The 17,504-nt window shown below is 68.5% G+C and carries 18 protein-coding genes; 6 read left to right on the top strand and 12 right to left on the bottom strand.

The window, feature by feature from the left end; genetic code table 11:
* Positions 1 to 69: 69 nt before the first annotated feature.
* Entirely contained in the window at positions 70 to 663 is a 594-nt protein-coding gene (locus tag A5784_RS25100; RefSeq protein WP_064947579.1) for a hypothetical protein, read from the bottom strand.
* A gap of 98 nt (positions 664 to 761) precedes the next feature.
* The gene (locus A5784_RS25095) at positions 762 to 965 is read right to left on the bottom strand and encodes a cold-shock protein (protein ID WP_006243848.1); all 204 of its coding nucleotides are present in this window, start codon (positions 963 to 965) and stop codon (positions 762 to 764) included.
* Between the two features lie 319 nt (positions 966 to 1,284).
* Here A5784_RS25095 and A5784_RS25090 point away from each other — a divergent pair, with 319 nt between their 5' ends.
* Together A5784_RS25090 and A5784_RS25085 are read left to right on the top strand one after the other, a co-directional pair.
* Positions 1,285 to 3,672 carry a DEAD/DEAH box helicase gene (locus A5784_RS25090; RefSeq protein ID WP_064947578.1) on the top strand — a complete coding sequence of 796 codons (2,388 nt, stop codon included), beginning with the start codon at positions 1,285 to 1,287 and terminating at the stop codon, positions 3,670 to 3,672.
* A 298-nt stretch (positions 3,673 to 3,970) separates the two neighbouring features.
* Positions 3,971 to 4,996 carry a PAS domain-containing protein gene (locus A5784_RS25085; protein ID WP_064947792.1) on the top strand — a complete coding sequence of 342 codons (1,026 nt, stop codon included), beginning with the start codon at positions 3,971 to 3,973 and terminating at the stop codon, positions 4,994 to 4,996.
* Here A5784_RS25085 and A5784_RS25080 read toward each other — a convergent pair whose 3' ends face one another.
* Genes A5784_RS25080 through ssd form a run of 7 tightly spaced genes read right to left on the bottom strand, consistent with a single transcriptional unit; the run spans position 4,997 to position 9,463 of the window.
* On the bottom strand, positions 4,997 to 5,356 hold the full coding sequence (locus tag A5784_RS25080) for an Rv3654c family TadE-like protein (RefSeq protein ID WP_197514881.1): 360 nt from the start codon (positions 5,354 to 5,356) through the stop codon (positions 4,997 to 4,999).
* The gene (locus A5784_RS25075; protein ID WP_197514876.1) at positions 5,346 to 5,630 is read right to left on the bottom strand and encodes a TadE family type IV pilus minor pilin; all 285 of its coding nucleotides are present in this window, start codon (positions 5,628 to 5,630) and stop codon (positions 5,346 to 5,348) included. Before A5784_RS25075 ends, A5784_RS25080 begins: the two co-directional genes overlap by 11 nt.
* A 38-nt stretch (positions 5,631 to 5,668) precedes the next feature.
* Positions 5,669 to 5,872: a DUF4244 domain-containing protein gene (locus A5784_RS25070; RefSeq protein ID WP_064947576.1), complete on the bottom strand. Its 204-nt coding sequence runs from the start codon at positions 5,870 to 5,872 to the stop codon at positions 5,669 to 5,671.
* A gap of 27 nt (positions 5,873 to 5,899) precedes the next feature.
* Positions 5,900 to 6,472: a type II secretion system F family protein gene (locus tag A5784_RS25065; protein ID WP_064947575.1), complete on the bottom strand. Its 573-nt coding sequence runs from the start codon at positions 6,470 to 6,472 to the stop codon at positions 5,900 to 5,902.
* The gene (locus A5784_RS25060; protein ID WP_064947574.1) at positions 6,469 to 7,239 is read right to left on the bottom strand and encodes a type II secretion system F family protein; all 771 of its coding nucleotides are present in this window, start codon (positions 7,237 to 7,239) and stop codon (positions 6,469 to 6,471) included. Before A5784_RS25060 ends, A5784_RS25065 begins: the two co-directional genes overlap by 4 nt.
* Complete coding sequence (locus A5784_RS25055; RefSeq protein ID WP_064947573.1) at positions 7,236 to 8,396, bottom strand: TadA family conjugal transfer-associated ATPase; 1,161 nt, start codon at positions 8,394 to 8,396, stop codon at positions 7,236 to 7,238. The genes A5784_RS25060 and A5784_RS25055 overlap by 4 nt, the downstream gene beginning before the upstream one ends.
* Positions 8,393 to 9,463: a septum site-determining protein Ssd gene (gene ssd, locus A5784_RS25050; protein ID WP_064947572.1), complete on the bottom strand. Its 1,071-nt coding sequence runs from the start codon at positions 9,461 to 9,463 to the stop codon at positions 8,393 to 8,395. Before ssd ends, A5784_RS25055 begins: the two co-directional genes overlap by 4 nt.
* A gap of 360 nt (positions 9,464 to 9,823) precedes the next feature.
* On the opposite strand from ssd, the gene A5784_RS25045 reads away from it, so the two are divergent.
* On the top strand, positions 9,824 to 10,696 hold the full coding sequence (locus A5784_RS25045) for an HAD-IB family hydrolase (protein WP_064947571.1): 873 nt from the start codon (positions 9,824 to 9,826) through the stop codon (positions 10,694 to 10,696).
* 425 nt (positions 10,697 to 11,121) lie between these two features.
* Here A5784_RS25045 and A5784_RS25040 read toward each other — a convergent pair whose 3' ends face one another.
* Positions 11,122 to 11,868, bottom strand: a complete 747-nt coding sequence (locus tag A5784_RS25040; protein ID WP_064947790.1) for a Fic family protein — start codon at positions 11,866 to 11,868, stop codon at positions 11,122 to 11,124.
* Positions 11,869 to 11,996: 128 nt separating this feature from the next.
* Between A5784_RS25040 and acs the strand changes: the two genes are divergently transcribed.
* Positions 11,997 to 13,958 carry an acetate--CoA ligase gene (acs, locus tag A5784_RS25035; RefSeq protein WP_064947570.1) on the top strand — a complete coding sequence of 654 codons (1,962 nt, stop codon included), beginning with the start codon at positions 11,997 to 11,999 and terminating at the stop codon, positions 13,956 to 13,958.
* A gap of 22 nt (positions 13,959 to 13,980) precedes the next feature.
* Here acs and A5784_RS25030 read toward each other — a convergent pair whose 3' ends face one another.
* Complete coding sequence (locus tag A5784_RS25030; RefSeq protein WP_156750761.1) at positions 13,981 to 14,685, bottom strand: serine protease; 705 nt, start codon at positions 14,683 to 14,685, stop codon at positions 13,981 to 13,983.
* Positions 14,686 to 14,836: 151 nt separating this feature from the next.
* On the opposite strand from A5784_RS25030, the gene A5784_RS25025 reads away from it, so the two are divergent.
* Entirely contained in the window at positions 14,837 to 15,358 is a 522-nt protein-coding gene (locus A5784_RS25025) for a phage holin family protein (RefSeq protein ID WP_064947569.1), read from the top strand.
* Entirely contained in the window at positions 15,358 to 16,314 is a 957-nt protein-coding gene (locus A5784_RS25020) for an alpha/beta fold hydrolase (protein ID WP_064947568.1), read from the top strand. Before A5784_RS25025 ends, A5784_RS25020 begins: the two co-directional genes overlap by 1 nt.
* On the opposite strand, the gene marP is transcribed toward A5784_RS25020, so the two are convergent.
* Positions 16,315 to 17,502, bottom strand: coding sequence for an acid resistance serine protease MarP (gene marP / locus A5784_RS25015; protein WP_064947567.1), 1,188 nt, complete (start codon positions 17,500 to 17,502; stop codon positions 16,315 to 16,317). It lies immediately after the preceding gene.
* Positions 17,503 to 17,504: the final 2 nt, after the last annotated feature.

Here is a 17,504-nt window from a genome sequence, read left to right as displayed (position 1 = left end):
CGTGCAGGGCAACTGACAATTTCGCATTCTGCGCGAGCCTACGCAAACTGGCTCCCCCATGGGCAACCATTAAATACGTGGCCAGTGCGCTAACGCAGCAGGCTCCCGCGGTGGTTCCCCCACGTTTTCTACCAGGCGCGATAACCTTCGCCTGCCGCTGACCCGCAACGCCGGGTGCGAGCCGCGGGTTCCGATAAGTGTCGGGGCGATGCCCACCCGCATCATCGCCGCTGCCAGCGCAGCGTGCGTATCGGGTGCATGCGGGTCGAGGCCAAGCAGGTAGCGGTCGTCGGCCTCGGGCGTCCCGGCCGCCAGCGTCCAGGCCCGCAGCTCCCGAGCACCGGGCAGCCAGGCCGCCGGGACCGTCTTGACGGCGCCTCTGGTCCACTCCCGGGCGATCGGCACCAGCTGAGGATCCAGCGCGGTGCGCACCAGCGGCGTGTTCTCGTCGGTACGCGCGATCTCCGGCATCAATCCGGCCTGGCCCATCATCTCGGCCAGCGCAGTCGCCCGCCACGGCTCGTCGACCACCACGGAGATGCGGGCCGCCTGCTGCCCGTCGACGTTCACGAGCACGATCTGTCCCGGGCCGGCCAGCAAGCCGGTGAGATCGGTGACCGTAGGGGGCACCGACTCCGCCGAGAAAAAGGACAGCTGGCTCACAAATCGACAGTAGGCCAGCCGACGTCAGAAAGCAGAACACCCCCGCGGGTGTCCGGTGTGGGACTGTCGCGGGGGTGTCCTATCAGGGTTGGGTTGGCTCAGACTGCCCGAACACCCGTGGCCTGCGGCCCCTTGGGGCTCTGGCCGACCTCGAACTCAACCTTCTGGTTCTCCTCCAGGGTGCGGAAGCCGCTACCCTGGATTTCCGTGTAGTGGACAAACACGTCGGCGGAGCCGTCCTCGGGGGCGATGAAGCCGAAGCCCTTCTCCGCGTTGAACCACTTCACAGTTCCCTGTGGCATCTCTCGTTCTTTCCTTCTCTTCTTACCGGGTGCGGTCCACCGACTTCCGGCGTACCGGGCCCGTTCCGACCGCCATACCTTCGTGGAGTCGTCGGAACTGACCCGACCTACAACCCTCGCAGGAACCGCGATCGCAACGACGATCCTGCGAGTGCGAGTGACAAACACAGAAGCTGCGACCGTCGTTAGTCAATCACGTTCTCCGCTGGTGCGACAGTCTCGACGTGCACTGTGTGGTGAACAATTCGTTTACAAAGCCGGGTGGGTAGCCCCGGGGGACGTTTCAGGAGGTCACGGAGTGTCGGATCGCGGGTCGGATTTGGGCCGCGGACGTGAGGAGCAATCAGGCAGAGGCCGTGAGGAGCAATCAGGCAGAGGCTTCGGGCGGGAACTGCTTGCCTGCGCGGTCGACGGCACACCCGCCGACGAGCATCCGCTGCGGCACGTCGCCGACTTGCCCCCGCGCGAGGGACACCCATCCGAGTGGCCGGCGTGGGCTCATCCAGATGTGGTGCGGGCGTTCCATGATCAGGGCATCACCGCGCCGTGGGCGCATCAGCTCGCCGCCGCCCAGCTGGCTCACGAGGGCAGGCACGTGGTCATCTCGACGGGTACTGCGTCGGGCAAGTCGCTGGCCTACCAGCTGCCGATCCTGTCGGCCTTGGCCACCGATCCACGAGCCCGGGTGCTGTACTTGTCCCCCACCAAAGCGCTCGGACACGATCAGCTGCGCACTGCTCACGTGCTGACCGAAACCATCACCGCGCTACGGGATGTCGCGCCGGTGTCCTACGACGGCGACAGCCCCACCGAGGTGCGACGGTTCGCGCGCGAGCGGTCGCGGTGGATCTTCTCCAATCCCGACATGATCCATCTGTCGCTGCTGCGCAACCACGCCCGCTGGGCGGTGTTCCTGCGCAATCTGAGGTTCATCGTGGTCGACGAATGCCACTACTACCGCGGCATTTTCGGGTCGAATGTGGCGATGGTGCTGCGCCGGCTGCTACGGCTGTGCGAGCGCTATGCGCCCAGTGGCACCGAGTCCGTCGCACCGACGGTGATCTTCGCGAGCGCCACCACCTCCGCCCCGGCCGACACGGCCGCGGAGTTGATCGGTCAAACGGTCACCGCGGTGACCGACGACGCGTCGCCGCAGGGCGCCCGCACCATCGCGCTGTGGGAGCCGGCACTGCTGCCGGATCTGACGGGTGAGAACGGCGCTCCGGTACGGCGCTCGGCGGGCGCCGAAGCCGCCCGGGTGATGGCCGATCTGGTCGAAGAGGGCGCCCGCACGCTGACGTTCGTAAGGTCGCGCCGCGGCGCCGAGCTCACCGCGCTTGGCGCACGGACCCGATTGGCCGACACCGCACCGGAGCTGGCGGAGCGCGTCGCGTCCTACCGCGCCGGATACCTCGCCGAGGACCGCCGCGAGCTCGAGCGTGCGTTGGCCGACGGGCAGCTGCGCGGGCTGGCCACCACCAACGCACTCGAACTCGGCATCGACATAGCCGGTCTGGACGCTGTGGTGCTGGCCGGCTTTCCCGGGACGGTCACGTCGTTCTGGCAGCAGGCCGGACGCTCCGGGCGGCGCGGGCAGGGTGCGCTGATCGTGTTGATCGCGCGCGACGATCCGCTTGACACCTACCTCGTGCACCATCCCGCCGCGCTGTTGGACAAGCCGATCGAGCGGGTGGTCATCGACCCCACCAACCCATATGTGCTCGGTCCCCAACTGCTCTGCGCCGCAGTCGAACTCCCGCTGACCGACGCTGAAGTACGCCGGTGGGACGCCGACGCGGTGGCCGCGACACTCGTCGACGACGGTTTGCTGCGTCGCCGGGCAGGCAGCTACTTCCCCGCCCCCGGCGCCGATCCGCATCCCGCAGTGGACATTCGCGGCTCCATCGGCGGACAGATCGCCATCCTGGAGGCCGACACCGGCCGGATGCTGGGCAGCACCGGCGCCGGGCAGGCGGCGTCATCGATCCATCCGGGTGCGGTTTATCTGCACCAGGGCGACAGTTATGTCGTCGACTCACTGGATTTCGAAGACGGCATCGCGTTTGTGCACGCCGCCGATCCCGATTACCGCACCTACGCCCGCGAGATCACCGACATCGCCGTCACCGGAGCAGGCGAACGGTCCACGTACGGGCCGGTCACCATCGGCCTGGTGCCGGTTTCGGTGAGCAACAGCGTGGTCGGCTATCTGCGTCGCGGCCTGGACGGCGAGGTCATCGATTTCATCGAACTCGACATGCCCACCAGCACCCTGGAAACCATGGCCGTGATGTGCACCATCACACCGGAAGCGTTGCAGGAGTACGGAATTGACATGTTGGCGACACCGGGCGCCTTGCATGCCGCCGAGCACGCCGCGATCGGACTGCTGCCGCTGGTGGCCAGTTGCGACCGCGGCGACATCGGCGGAGTGTCAACGGCGGTAGGGCCTTCCGGCGTCGGTGGGCTGCCCGCCATCTTCGTCTACGACGGCTATCCGGGCGGGGCGGGATTCGCCGACCGCGGATTCCGACAGTTGAGCACTTGGTGGGGCGCGACGGCCGCGGCGATCGAGGCATGCGAGTGCCCGCACGGCTGCCCCTCGTGCGTCCAATCGCCGAAGTGCGGCAACGGTAACGATCCGCTCGACAAAGCGGGCGCGGTGCGGGTACTCCGTCTGGTGCTCGGCGCGCTGAATGATGCCTGAGCGTGACCCCCGACCGCGACGACGACCGACCCCTCGACGGTCGACTGCGCGGATCGACATCTCTTTGCCACGTTCGGGCACGCCGAACACACAGACGTTGCAATGAACGGTCGGACAACGCGATCCGTTCTCAATCCCGGAGGCCGGGTGCAGTGGCAAAGTACTTGAATCCACTCATGTTTGCAACTCTCCCGCGCACTGGAAACGCAACCGTAGCCGCATTCCGGCGCCGACCGCGACGGATTCCGTCGTTGCTCAGCAGATAACCGGCCACCAAACCACCGGTAAAATGCCCGCCATGACCCACGACTGGCTGCTCGTGGAGACACTGGGTGACGAGCCCGCCGTGGTCGCCCGAGGTTCTCAGACGAAGAACCTCGTTCCGATCAGTGTGTTTCTGCGCCGCAACCCCAACTTGATGGCCATCCAAAGCGCCATCGGGGCAACCGTGCGGGCTGGTCAGGGCCTCAGCAGTATCACCCCGAAGAACGACCGCGTGATCCGCACCGAAGTGGTGCAGATGTCCGACGGACGGATCCACGGCGTGCACGTCTGGATCGGTCCACTCGACGCCGAGCCACCTCAACGCCCCATTCCTGGCCCGCTGAAATGGGACCTGACCAATGGCGTCGCGACCGATACTGCGGAATCCATACGTAACAGCGGTATGGATCCCGAAACCGAGGCCACCCACGGACGGGCCTTCGCCGACGATCTGCCGACCCGCGATCTCAACGCCGGGGAAACCAAAGTGTTGTCGATGGCAATAAAACCGGAACCCGGCAACACCCTTTGCACCACGTGGGATGTCACCGATTTCCGGGGCGAGCCGATCACTGTCGGATTCGTGGCCCGCGTGGCGTTCGAGCCGGATGACGACGGCACCGACAACCTGATCTGCCGGGCGATGAACTGGCGCAGCGAGCGCGAGGGCACCGTGGTCGCCGCCGACTACCTGGCACAACGCATCCTCGACGGCCTCGCCCGGCCAGGCGTGCACCGCGCGCTGGTCGACCTCAAGAACTGGAAGCTGTTGAAATGGCTCGATGAGCCCGCTCCTTTCTTCGACTGGCGCAGCAGCGACGGCGGACCCGCACGCGTACATCCCGCCGATGCGCGCCACATGACCAGGATGACAACGGAATTCGCCGGCGGTATGACGGCCGCGGTGCTGCGGATGCGCGCGGCCGACGACAGCTGGCACCCGATCCACATCACGATCAACCGGATCGAACTCGAGCCGGGCACCTTCGCCGGCCTGGTGGCTCTGCGGCTGCCCACCGAAGCCGAGATTGCCACTGCTGACCTGGATTTCATCGAATAGCTAAGCGGCCGAGGCCGTTTCACTCGGTCCCGCCCGGGCGGCAGCCGTCGCCGGACCGATTCCCCACCGCCCGAGCCGCACCTCGGCGTGCACCGTCAGCACCACATCGAGGCCGTCCACCCGGCACTGCGCCACCGTGGTGCGCATCGCCGACGCGACCGTGGCCGCCTGGCGGCACGCCGCATCCGGTCCGGCGATCAGCGCTCCCGCCGCCGCGAGCGCACCCAGATCCGCTGCGGCCTGGGCCCGATGCCGCGCGATCACCGCCGCACCGAGACTCGCACCCGCTGCCGTGAACGTGACGAGCACACCGATCATCGCGGCAGCCAGCACACTGGCCGAACCGGCGTCACCGCACACCCGGCTCGATCGCCGCGGCGGCGTCCGCGGTGACGGTGAGCCCCGGCAGCGCCGCGGCCACGCTGACCCGCGCCACCACGAGGGTGCCGTCACGCCGCAACTGCACCACCGCATCTCGCGGGGCGATGCGCTGGGCCACCTCGGTGGCCGAGCGATCGTCACCGCGCGCGGCCAGCCGAGCCGCTTCCCTCGCCGCGTCGACACAGCGCACCTGCATCGACACCGCACTGAGCCCGGCCAGACACAACGCAAGAACCACCACCAGGGCCGCGATCGCGAACGCCGCCTCGACAGTGACCGCACCACGATCACCTAGACCTTGGTGCTCAGCGCCCGGCTGATGATGTTGGTCAACGCCGTGACGATCGAGTCGCCGGTGACCACGGTGTAGAGAATCGCGCCGAAGGCTGCCGCGGCGATGGTGCCGATGGCGTATTCGACCGTCGACATGCCGTCCTCGTCGACCGCCAACACGGCCAACCGTGTCTGGATCTGCGCAATCATATTGCCCGCCATGATGTTTCCTCCCGATGTGTACCGATGTCACCACAAACCCGAACTCAGAACGTCTCCCGCGAGCCCCGCCACGACAGGGATGATCCCCAGACACAGAAAGGCCGGGAGGTAGCACAGCCCGAGCGGACCGGCGATGAGCACACCGGCCCGTTCGGCAGCCGCGTCGGCCGCCGCGGCGGCTTCGTGTCGCGACTGATCGGCCAATTCGGCGACCGACCGGGCCAGCGCCGTGCCCGACGATGCCGACCTGCGGGCCAGCCGCAGCAGGGCTTCGGCATTGCGATCTTTCAGGCCAGCGTCATTCGGCCACGCCGTCACGGGGTCCGCTCCCAGAGCGAGTAGATCGGCGGACCGGGTGAGCAACCCGGCGAGTGGTTCGGGTGCCGACGGCGCCGCGGCGGCCGCTGCGCTCGACACCGCCATCCCGGCGGACAGGCAGGCGGCGAACAACTCGAACGTCGATGCAGCGGCCAGCGGGTCGTCGGCTGACGAGCGCACCGCCAGTCGCGGCGCAGCCGTCGGGTGCACCCGCAGCCGCGTCGCGGGCCGATCCGCCGATACCAGCAGCGCGACCGCAAGAAACATTGCTGCCCAAGTCATTTCATCACCCCGGCCACGATCCGGTCTGACCACAACAGGCCGGCGCACGCGAGCAGCACTCCGACGACCAACAGCCATCCGCCCACACCGGGGGCCAGCAGGAACGCAACGGGCTGCGCGCCGATCAACTGCCCGAGCGCGATGCCGATAACCGGCAGCCCGGCCAGCATGGCCGCGGTGGTGCGGGCACCGGCCATGGCGGCGGTGACCCGAGCCGAAAAGCGTTCCCGCTCAACGATGTCCTGCGCAGCGGTCTGCATCAGCGTGGCCACAGCCAGACCGCGGGCCTCCGCCAGTCGCCAACACACCGCGAGCCGCTGCCAGTGCATCGGCAACGGCGACGCGACCGCGACATCGTCGAGTCCGGCCGCCACATCGGCACCCAGCCGCGCCCGCGCCGCCACGGCACGCATCCCGTCGGCCACTGGGCCGCAGACCTCCTGCGCTGCCACGGTGAACGCCGCAACCGGGTGCGCCCCGACCCGCAATTCACCGACCAACACCTCCAGCGCAGATTGCAGCGCAACAGATTCGGCGGCTCGGCGCCGCTGCATGGTTCGGCGATGACGGCGCAGTGCCACGGTGCCCACCACCGCGCCCACCGCCACCGCGACCGGGATCGGCACCAGCCACGCCAGCGCGATCAGCACCGGCGCGAGCAATACCCATGGACGCCGCCGTGGGGGGCGGGGCAACGCCCGCAGCCGACGGGGTGCCGCGGGCCACACCAGCAGGGCCGCAGCGAGTGCCAGCGCAGCGGTGGTCACGACACACCCCGCTCGACGAGCATCCGGCGCAGAACGCCTGCGCCGGAAGCAGACCCGACGTCCGCGTGCCATGCGGTGCGCACGTCGAGAATACCGTCGACACCGCGTTGCAGCACCGCGATCTCCGCCAGCCTGCGCCGCCCGTGCCGGTCCCTGCCGACATGGAGCAGTACCTGCACCGCGGCTGCCACCTGGCTGCGCAGCGCGGCCGCACTGAGACCGCCGAGCGCACCGAGGGCCTCCAACCGGGCAGGCACCTCGGCGGGGCTGTTGGCATGCACCGTGCCCGCACCGCCGTCGTGGCCGGTGTTGAGAGCACCAAGCAGGTCGACGACCTCCGCCCCGCGCACCTCGCCCACGACGATGCGGTCCGGTCGCATCCGCAGGGCCTGCCGCACCAGATCGCGGACCGTGATCTCCCCGATCCCTTCGACATTGGCGCCGCGGGCCACCAGCTTGACCAGATGCGGATGCGGCGGGGCGAGTTCGGCGGCGTCCTCCACACAGACGATCCGTTCGCTCACAGGCACCGCGCCGAGCAGAGCGGCAAGCAACGTCGTCTTGCCACACCCGGTTCCGCCGGAGATCAGGAACGCCAGGCGGGCATCGATGACCGCGTGCAGCAGCTCGGCCGCGTCGGGCGCGATGGCACCGGATGCGGTGAGGGACGCCAGATCCTGGGTGGCAGGCCGCAAGACGCGCAGGGACAGGCATGTGCCGCCGACCGCGACCGGCGGCAGCACCGCATGCAGGCGCACGGTGGCCGCGCCCGGCCCGGTGAGCTGGCCGTCGACCCATGGCTGTGCGTCGTCGAGGCGGCGTCCGGCCAGCAGGGCCAGTCGTTGCGCCAGCCGGCGCACCGCGGCCTCGTCGGCGAACCGGACCGTGGTGCGGCGCAGGCCGTTCCCGTCATCCACCCACACCGCGTCCGGCGCGGTGACAAGCACGTCAGTGGTGCCGTCGGCCGACAGCAGCGGTTCGAGCAACCCTGCGCCGGTCAGTTCGGTCTGCAGCACCCGCAGGCTGCTCAGCACCTCGGTATCGCCCAGCAGCCCACCGGATTCGGCCCGGATGGCCGCGGCGACCACGCCCGGCGTCAGCGGGGTCGTTTCGGTCGCCAACCGCTCGCGGACCCGTTCGATCAGCGATGCGGTCATGCCGCCGCCCCCGCGGGATGCGAGGCCAGCACGGTGAGCACCCGGCGGGCCGCGCCGGCCAGCGGTGCCCGCCGGCGCATCCGCACGCCGCCGCGCTCGAGACGTTCGGTGATGCCGGGCTCCGGCCGCATGGCGGCCAGCAGCGGCAGGTCGACGATGCGGGCCACCTCGGCCGACCGCAACCCGCCTGGGGCCGGACCACGCACCACCACACCGGCATTCGGGTTGCAGGCCAGCAGCCATGAGCGGGCCGCGGTCGCCGCCGCGCAGGACCGCACGTCGGCGGGCGTCACGAGGACGACGAGATCGGCAGCATCCAGCGCGGCCTCCACCGCGGCGGTACAACGTCGCGGTACGTCGCACACCACCGTCGCACCGCCACGGCATCCGGCGTCGATCACCGCACCGAGCGGGCCCGCATCGATCTCGACACCCGTTCTGCCGCTGGACAATACGCTGACCTGATTGCGGCGCGGCAAGGCGTCGCGCAGCGCCGGGAATGCCAGCCTGCCGCTCTGCAGTGCCAGGTCGGGCCAGCGCAGACCGGGCACGTCCTCGGTGCCCATCACCAGATCGATGCCGCCGCTCCACGGATCGGCGTCGACCAGGAGCGCCGGGCCGGCGTCGGAGGCAGTCTGCGCCAAGGCGGCGGCGAATACGGAAGCCCCGGCGCCACCGCGGGATCCGACGACGGCCAGGACCGGGCCGCGGCTGCCGTCGTCGGCCACCGCAGCAGCCGACAGCGCGGCCACCAGGTCGGCATCTTGGGCAGGCAGAGTCAACACCTGTTGGGCGCCAACCGAGATCGCGGCCTGCCAGTCCGCGGGCGCAGGTGCGGCGGCGCTGACGAGCGTCACGCGGTCGCGGCGCGGCAGTGCCCGCCGGGCGCAGCGGGCCGCCGCGTCGGCGTCGAGAAGCACTGCCGCAGCTGCCGTCCACGCCTTGCGGCCGGACGGTTCGCCGACGTGAACGAGTGACACACCGGCAGCCGCGGCAACGCGATCGGCATCTTCGCGCAGCACCGGATCCCCGATCATGGCGAGCACCGAGTGCGTCGAATTGGTCATGGCCCCAAGCCTGTGGCTGTCGAGGCGGTGGCGCCAGCACCCAACCGGAGAATGTGGATGAACGACGGGTTGGGGATAACTCATCGGGGGTCGCGCGGCGGCGAATTTCTCCCCGGAAAAAGAGACGACCCCCGCCAGGGGGGGAGGAGGCGGAGGTCGTCGTGTATCAGCCCCGGGGGGTCGGGCTGATGCACCTCGGCATAAGCCGAGTAATGCTCACTATACACACGGATCTGCCCAAAGACGCAAGAGATGCGGCTGCGAGTTAACAAGACGCCACCTGTGAGACAGATCGTGTCGACATGTGCCGTGAACTGCCGGTTTGTCGGCTCCGCCGGAGCGCGTCGGACACCTCCCTCTATGCTGGCGCATGTGAGTGCATCCGATCCGGTTGCCGGGGAGCCGATCGCACCGCAAGCCGGGCAGCCCAGCGGCCGCCCGGTGCGCACAGCGGCGTTCTTCGACCTCGACAAGACGGTGATCGCCAAGTCCAGTACGCTCGCCTTCAGCAAACCTTTCTTCGATCAGGGCCTGCTGAACCGACGCGCTGTTCTCAAGTCGACGTACGCGCAGTTCCTCTTCCTGATGTCGGGCGCCGACCACGACCAGATGGACCGCATGCGTTCGTACGTCACCAACATGTGTACGGGCTGGGACGTCGAACAGGTCAAGTCGATCGTCAGGGAGACGCTGCACGACATCGTCGACCCGTTGGTGTTCGCCGAAGCCGCCGAACTGATCGCCGACCACAAGCTCTGCGGCCGCGACATCGTCGTGGTGTCGGCTTCGGGCGAGGAGATCGTCGCGCCGATCGCGCGGGCGTTGGGCGCCACGCACGCCATGGCCACCCGGATGGTCGTCGAGGACGGCCGCTACACCGGCGAGATCGCGTTCTACTGCTACGGCGAGGGCAAGGTCGAAGCCATCCGCGCGTTGGCTGCGCGCGAGGGCTACGCGCTCGATTACTGCTACGCGTACTCCGACTCGGTGACCGACATCCCGATGCTCGAGTCGGTAGGTCATCCCACCGCGGTCAACCCGGACCGGGCGCTGCGCAAGGAGGCCGTCGCGCGCGACTGGCCCGTGCTGACGTTCACCAAACCGGTGTCACTGCGCGACCGGCTCCCCGCCGCCCCGTCAGGGGCCGCCGTGGCCACCACCGCCGCGGTGGGTGTGAGTGCGCTGGCGGCGGGCGCGCTGACGTATTCGCTGTTGCGCCGCTTCACTTTTTGAGCTACCGGGTGTAGTAGCTGGGGCACAGTCGTAACGATCGGGAAACTCGCTCAATTTGGGCCTTGATGTGACTGTGGTCACGTAGTACAAAGGAACCACGGAAGCTTGGAGAAGCCAAGATATAGCCAGAAGAGAAGGCTAAATCTCCCGAACCAGGCTCCCTAGCACGGGTCCCGGCACCCACGCGGAGCACATGCCGCGGAATAGGTAAAAGTGTTGCGGGCCTGCGTGATTGCGAGAAGCGGACGGACCCGACGGCCCCTTGGGTGGGGTTGCATCCGAAGCGCATTGCAAGGACGCCGAGGCCACCCACGCAACCCACATTGCACGCTTGGTAACCGGAATCCGTGCTAGCGGGCGGCGAGCCGAACACAGTTCGGAACGCCGCCCGCTTTGCGTTTGCTGGACAGATCGCCGAAAGACCCTCAGCCCGCGGCAGACTGGGCGATCTGCAGTGCTTCCCGCGCGCCGGCGTGCAGCGCTTCTGAACTCAGCAGCAGCCACGCCGTCAGCCCGTCGCGAGTGCCCGCCGCGAATCCCCGTGCGGCAGCCCGGTAATCGCCCGACTTCTTCATCCAGTGCACCTCGGGAACCCCGAGGCCGTGCGGATCCAGACCACTGGCGATCGTCACCAGTCGTGACAGTCCACGAGCCACGACTCCGTCGGCCGTACCGAACGGCTCCAAGGTCAACAGTTCGCCATGAGCGACAGCGGCCAGAATCGGCGCGGGCACGCGCGATCCTCCGGTCAGGATTTCGGCGAGCAGTTCCAACCGGCGCCCGACGGCGGGATCCGTCCGCGGCCGGCCCAGATGTTCGTCGTCGGTGAGGTCTGCGGCGGCCAGCGCATGCAGCCGGGCCAGCGCCTGCAACGGTGCCCGCTGCCACACGCCGACCAGCGTCGTCGCCCCACCCTCGAGGGCTTCCGCGACGCGGATCGCGCCTGCGGTCACAGGATCCGGCTCGCCGTCGGGGGCCAGCTGGATGGATCCGCCGTCGAGTACCGCCGAGGCCCGAGCCGCCCGCATCGCGGCCTCGCCCGCGGTCTGCGGCCAGCCGCGCAGGTTGAAGCGGTGCCGGTGCGCCCGCCCGAGCGCCTCCCTGGCCTCATCGCACGCCGCGGCCACGCCGGGAAGCTCGGCGAGCGGCGCGAGCGGGTCGGTGTTGGTCACGGCCACATACGCTAGCCGACCGCTGGTCGCCGGATCTTCGACCGTTCAGCGCACCGGGCGCGCCGTCCAGCCGACGGCGTTGTGCGTCTCCAACGCCCGTGCAACGTTCGGTGACTAGGCTCACAAACATGTCGAACCCGTCAGTGACGCACGCCGAAGTTCCGTCAGCCTATCCCCCACCCGCCGACTTCGCGGCCAGCGCGAACGCGACGGGCGAGTTGTATGCCGCGGCCGAACGAGACCGGCTGGCGTTCTGGGGCGAGCAGGCCGACCGGCTTACCTGGCAGACACCGTTCACCGAGGTGCTGGACTGGTCGGAGGCACCGTTCGCGAAGTGGTTCGTCGGCGGCAAGCTCAACGTCGCCTACAACTGCGTGGACCGCCACGTCGAGGCAGGCAACGGCGACCGGGTCGCGATCCACTGGGTCGGCGAGCCGGTCGAGGACGCACGCGACATCACCTACGCCCAGCTCAAGGATGAGGTCAGCAAGGCCGCCAACACCCTGACCGATCTCGGCCTGGTGGCCGGTGACCGGGTCGCCATCTACATGCCGATGGTGCCCGAGGCCATCATCGCCATGCTGGCCTGCGCCCGCCTCGGCATCATGCACAGCGTCGTGTTCGCAGGGTTCTCCGCCAGCGCGCTGCGCGCCCGCGTCGAGGACGCCCAGGCCAAGCTGGTCATCACCACCGACGGGCAGTACCGGCGCGGTGAGGCCGCATCGTTGAAGTCCGCCGTCGACGAGGCGGTCGAGGGACAACCGTCGGTGCAGAACGTTCTTGTGGTGCGGCGCACCGGAATTGACGTCAACTGGACGCCGGGCCGCGATCTCTGGTGGCACGAGACGGTGGAGCAGGCCTCACCCGACCACACGCCGCAGGCATTCGACTCCGAGCAGCCGCTGTTCCTGCTGTACACCTCGGGCACCACAGGCAAGCCCAAAGGCATCGTGCACACCTCGGGCGGATTCCTCACCCAGGCCGCCTATACCCACTACAACGTTTTCGACATCAAGCCCGAAAGCGACGTGTACTGGTGCACAGCCGATATCGGCTGGGTCACCGGGCACACCTACATCGTGTACGGCCCGCTGGCCAACGGTGTCACGCAGGTGGTCTATGAGGGCACCCCGGCGTCGCCGACCATGCACCGGCATTTCGAGGTCATCGAAAAGTACGGCGTGACAATCTATTACACGGCACCGACGCTGATTCGCACGTTCATGAAGTGGGGGCGGGTACTGCCCGAGGCCCACGACCTGAGCAGCCTGCGGCTGCTGGGCTCGGTCGGCGAGCCGATCAACCCCGAGGCGTGGCGGTGGTACCGCGAATTCATCGGCGGCAACAAGACCCCGATCGTGGACACCTGGTGGCAGACCGAGACCGGGGCCATCATGATCTCCCCGCTGCCCGGAGTGACGGCCGCCAAGCCCGGCTCGGCGATGACCCCACTGCCCGGCATCGCGGCCAAGATCGTCGACGACGAGGGCAACGACCTGGTCCCCGGCGCCGACGAAGCCGAGCACGTCACCGGATATCTGGTGCTCGACAAGCCGTGGCCGGCCATGCTGCGCGGCATCTGGGGTGATCCGGAGCGGTTCAAGGAGACCTACTGGTCCCGCTTCGCCGAGCAGGGCTGGTACTTCGCAGGCGACGGCGCCCGGTACGACTCGGACGGCAACATCTGGGTGCTCGGCCGCATCGACGACGTCATGAACATCTCGGGTCACCGCATCTCGACCGCGGAGGTCGAGTCGGCACTGGTCGGCCATTCCGGTGTCGCCGAGGCCGCTGTCGTCGGCGCGTCGGACGAGACCACCGGCCAAGCCATCTGTGCCTTCGTCATCCTCAAGGAAAGCGCCCACGGCGGTGCGGAGAACATGATCGACGAATTGCGCGCGCAGGTCTCCCGCGAGATCTCACCGATCGCCAAGCCCCGCGAGATCCACGTGGTGCCGGAGCTGCCCAAGACCCGCAGCGGCAAGATCATGCGCCGACTGCTGCGCGACGTGGCCGAAGGCCGTGAACTCGGTGACACCTCGACACTGGTCGACCCGAGCGTGTTCGAAGCCATCCGGGCCAGCAAGTAGGCAGCGCCGCCGGCGTCACCGCCTAGGGAATCGGCACATACCCCGTACCGGGCCGGTTCTTGGCGGTGATGTCGGCGAGTTGCGTGTTGATCGACATGGTCACCGCGGGCGTGTGCAGCGGCACGTATTTCACGACGCAGGTCGGCAGATCGTTGGTGTAGGCGCCGTGCAGCATGCCCACCAGCTTGTTGTCGACTGTGACGGGCGCGCCGGAATCACCGGGCTGCCCGCACACCTGGTTGACGATGGTGCCCGGATCCTGTCCCGGCCCCCACGTGACACCGCACGAATAGCCGGTGGTGCGGCCCAGCTTGCAGGCGATCTGGCCGAACACCGGGTCGGGGCCGAGGCCGTCGATCTGGAAACCGTTGACGTTGTCGGTCGGGGTGACCTTCTGCGGGTCGAACTGGATCACCGCGTAGTCCAGCAATTCGTTGCCTGCGACCATGGTGCCCAGCTGCCCGGCCCCGGTCGCGTTCTCGGCCGCCACCGTCGCGCCCGGGCCACCACAGTGCGCCGACGTGAAGCCGATCAGCCGGCCCGCGTTGTCGTGGCCGATGGTGGTCAGGGTGCAGAACGTGTCTCCGTTGACGACGATGCCGGAGCCTCCGCCGAGCACCACCGGATCAGCATGGGCGACACCCGGTGTGAGCAATGCGGCCAGCGCGAGAATCAATGTCCCGACAACGAATTTCCAGCGGCGTCTGGTCGCCAAGTGTCCTCCCATCGACGCGCCCGACCCGCGCACCCCAAGCGAATACTCGCATCCTACTTGGGCTCAGATGTCGGCCGGGATCGTTATCCGAGCCACCACATGGCAACATGAACCGCGACCACATCACCGAAACCAGGCATCGGACCCGGGGAGGAAGCTTCTTGTGAGCAACGGCGACCGCAGGACCGGAATTCCGGCAACGGTGACCTCGATTCCGCTGGTAGATCCGCACGCGCCCAAGCCCGACCCGTCCATCGGAGACCTGGTCAAAGATGCGACCGCGCAGGTGTCGACGCTGGTCCGCGCCGAGGTCGCACTGGCAAAGGCCGAGATCACCCGCGACGTCAAGAAGGGCTTGACCGGCAGCATCTTTTTCATCGCCGCGCTGGTCGTGCTGTTCTACTCGACCTTCTTTTTCTTCTTCTTCGTCGCCGAGCTGCTCGACACCTGGCTGTACCGCTGGGCGGCGTTCCTGATCGTGTTCGGCATCATGGTGCTGACCACGGTGGCGCTGGCACTGTTCGGCTACCTCAAGGTGCGCCGTATCCGCGGACCGCGGCAGACCATCGAGTCGGTGAAAGAAACGCGCGATGCGCTGACGCCCGGGCATGACAAAGCCGTCGCACTGCCCACGGCCGACGCGGCGCGGGCCAAGGCGGCCCCGGCCGACCCCTCGGGCTGGTAATGCCCCCACCCGACCCGTCGATCACCCGGATCGACGGGCCGTGGCGGCATCTGCAGGTGCACGCCAACGGCATTCGCTTCCACGTCGTCGAGGGCGAGAGCTCGCAGCCCGACCGTGAGAATGCGGGCGCCGACCGTCCGCTGGTCATCCTGCTGCACGGATTCGGCTCGTTCTGGTGGTCGTGGCGTCATCAGCTCACGGGGTTGCCCGACGCTCGCGTCGTCGCCGTGGACCTGCGTGGCTACGGCGGCAGCGATAAACCCCCGCGCGGTTACGACGGCTGGACCCTGGCAGGTGACACCGCGGGGTTGGTGCGTGCGCTGGGCCACAAGACCGCGACGCTGGTGGGCCACGCCGACGGCGGCCTGGTGTGCTGGGCGACGGCCGTCCTGCATCCGAGGGTGGTGCGGGCCATCGCGTTGGTCAGCTCGCCGCATCCGGTGGCGCTGCGCGCGTCGGCGCTGACCCGGCGCGATCAGGGGCGCGCGCTGCTCCCCTCGTTGATGCGCTATCAGCTGCCGATGCTGCCGGAGCGCGCGCTGACCCGCCACGACGGCGAAGAGCTTGAGCGCCTGGTGCGCAGCCGGGCCGGCATCAAATGGCAAGCCACGCAGGATTTCTCCGACACCCTCGGGCACATGCGGCGCGCCATTCAGATCTCGGGCGCCGCCCATTCGGCGCTGGAGTACCAGCGCTGGGCGGTGCGAAGCCAACTGCGCACTGAGGGCAGGCGGTTCATGCGGTCGATGAAACGGCCGGTCAATGTGCCGGTGCTGCACCTGCGCGGCGACGCCGACCCATACGTGCTGGCCGACCCGGTCTACCGCACCCAACACTTCGCGCCGCACGGCCGCTACGTAGCTCTGGCCGGCTCCGGGCACTTCGGCCACGAGGAAGATCCCGACACGGTCAACGAGCAGCTGCGCAGGTTCCTCACGCACCTGGGCCAGGGCTGATCAGGAGCTGATGCACGTCCCGGTGGCCACCCGCTGGGTGTTGCCGATCTTGGCCATCTGCTGCTCGACTTCCTTTGCGGTCAGCACGAATCCGGTGTCAGCGTCGTCGACGGCCGCGCCGAACACGACGCCGAGCACCTTGCCGGCCCGGTTGATCATCGGCCCGCCCGAATTACCCTGCCGCACAGTGCCCCGCACGGTGTAGACCTCGCGGGTGACGGTCGTGGTGCGGTAGATGTCGGGGCCTTTGAGCTCGATGATCTCGCGCACGCGTGCCGGGGTGGCCAGGAAGTCACCGCCGCCGGGGTACCCCATCACGACCGCGTCGGTGCCCTGTGGGGCCGCTTGGTCGGCGAAGGTCAGCGGCGCGGTCGGCAAGTCGGGGACATCGAGGATGGAGATGTCGGCGTTGGGGTCGTAGGACACGACGCTCGCGTCGTAGGTCTTGCCCTCGGCTTCGACGGTCACACTGTCCGCTCCGGCCACCACGTGGGCGTTGGACATCACCCGGTTGGGCGCCACGACGAATCCGCTGCCCTCCAACACCTTCTGGCAACTCGGTGCGATGCCCTTGATCTTGACGACGCTCGGCCGGGTGGCAGCGACGACGGCGTCGTTGGCCAGGCTCGCATCAGGCGCGTCGACGTTGACGATGGGGGTGCGGCCGAACGGCTGCAAGACGTCGAACCCCGACGTGTCCAGCAGGCTCGACAGCCGCGTCGGCACCGACTTCAACCACGGCGGCGCCACCTTGTCCACCTCGGTCAGTACTCGCGAATTCTTCACTGCCGCAGCCAGGTTGGGCTGGTCCGATGAGGTCAGCGGGGTGGCCAGCAGGTAGGCCGCCACCAGGACGGCCACCAGTTGCAAGGCCACGCCGATGGCCGAGTCGAACACCCGAAGGACCGGATTGCGCAACGCGCTGCGGACCGCGCGGCCGAGCACCACGCCGGCGATCTCCCCGACCACGACGAGCGCCAGGATCAGGAACAGCGACGCGAACAGTTTGGTGCGCGGCCCTTCGATGTGGCTGACGATGTGCGGGGCGAGCAGCAGGCCGGCCACCGCGCCCAGCACCACGCCCACGAAGGACAGCAGCGAGCCGAGCGCGCCGGAACGCCAGCCGGAGATGGCGGCGACGAACGCGATGCCGGTGATGGCCAGGTCAAGCCAAAGCGAAGGTGTCATTT

It is taken from the genome of Mycobacterium sp. 852013-50091_SCH5140682, from assembly GCF_001665685.1.
Taxonomy (GTDB): domain Bacteria; phylum Actinomycetota; class Actinomycetes; order Mycobacteriales; family Mycobacteriaceae; genus Mycobacterium.
Note: the sequence above shows the minus strand (reverse complement) of the source record. Positions and strands in the feature narration are given on the sequence as shown.

Excerpts from the sequence above, each read along its gene's own strand:
- A5784_RS25030 (WP_156750761.1), bottom strand. The coding sequence starts at position 14,685 with ATGGGAGGACACTTGGCGACCAGACGCCGCTGGAAATTCGTTGTCGGG.
- A5784_RS25045 (WP_064947571.1), top strand. The coding sequence starts at position 9,824 with ATGCTGGCGCATGTGAGTGCATCCGATCCGGTTGCCGGGGAGCCGATC.
- A5784_RS25055 (WP_064947573.1), bottom strand. The coding sequence starts at position 8,396 with ATGACCGCATCGCTGATCGAACGGGTCCGCGAGCGGTTGGCGACCGAA.
- acs (WP_064947570.1), top strand. The coding sequence starts at position 11,997 with ATGTCGAACCCGTCAGTGACGCACGCCGAAGTTCCGTCAGCCTATCCC.
- A5784_RS25070 (WP_064947576.1), bottom strand. The coding sequence starts at position 5,872 with ATGGCGGGCAATATGATTGCGCAGATCCAGACACGGTTGGCCGTGTTG.
- A5784_RS25065 (WP_064947575.1), bottom strand. The coding sequence starts at position 6,472 with ATGACTTGGGCAGCAATGTTTCTTGCGGTCGCGCTGCTGGTATCGGCG.
- marP (WP_064947567.1), bottom strand. The coding sequence starts at position 17,502 with ATGACACCTTCGCTTTGGCTTGACCTGGCCATCACCGGCATCGCGTTC.
- ssd (WP_064947572.1), bottom strand. The coding sequence starts at position 9,463 with ATGACCAATTCGACGCACTCGGTGCTCGCCATGATCGGGGATCCGGTG.
- A5784_RS25085 (WP_064947792.1), top strand. The coding sequence starts at position 3,971 with ATGACCCACGACTGGCTGCTCGTGGAGACACTGGGTGACGAGCCCGCC.
- A5784_RS25095 (WP_006243848.1), bottom strand. The coding sequence starts at position 965 with ATGCCACAGGGAACTGTGAAGTGGTTCAACGCGGAGAAGGGCTTCGGC.
- A5784_RS25020 (WP_064947568.1), top strand. The coding sequence starts at position 15,358 with ATGCCCCCACCCGACCCGTCGATCACCCGGATCGACGGGCCGTGGCGG.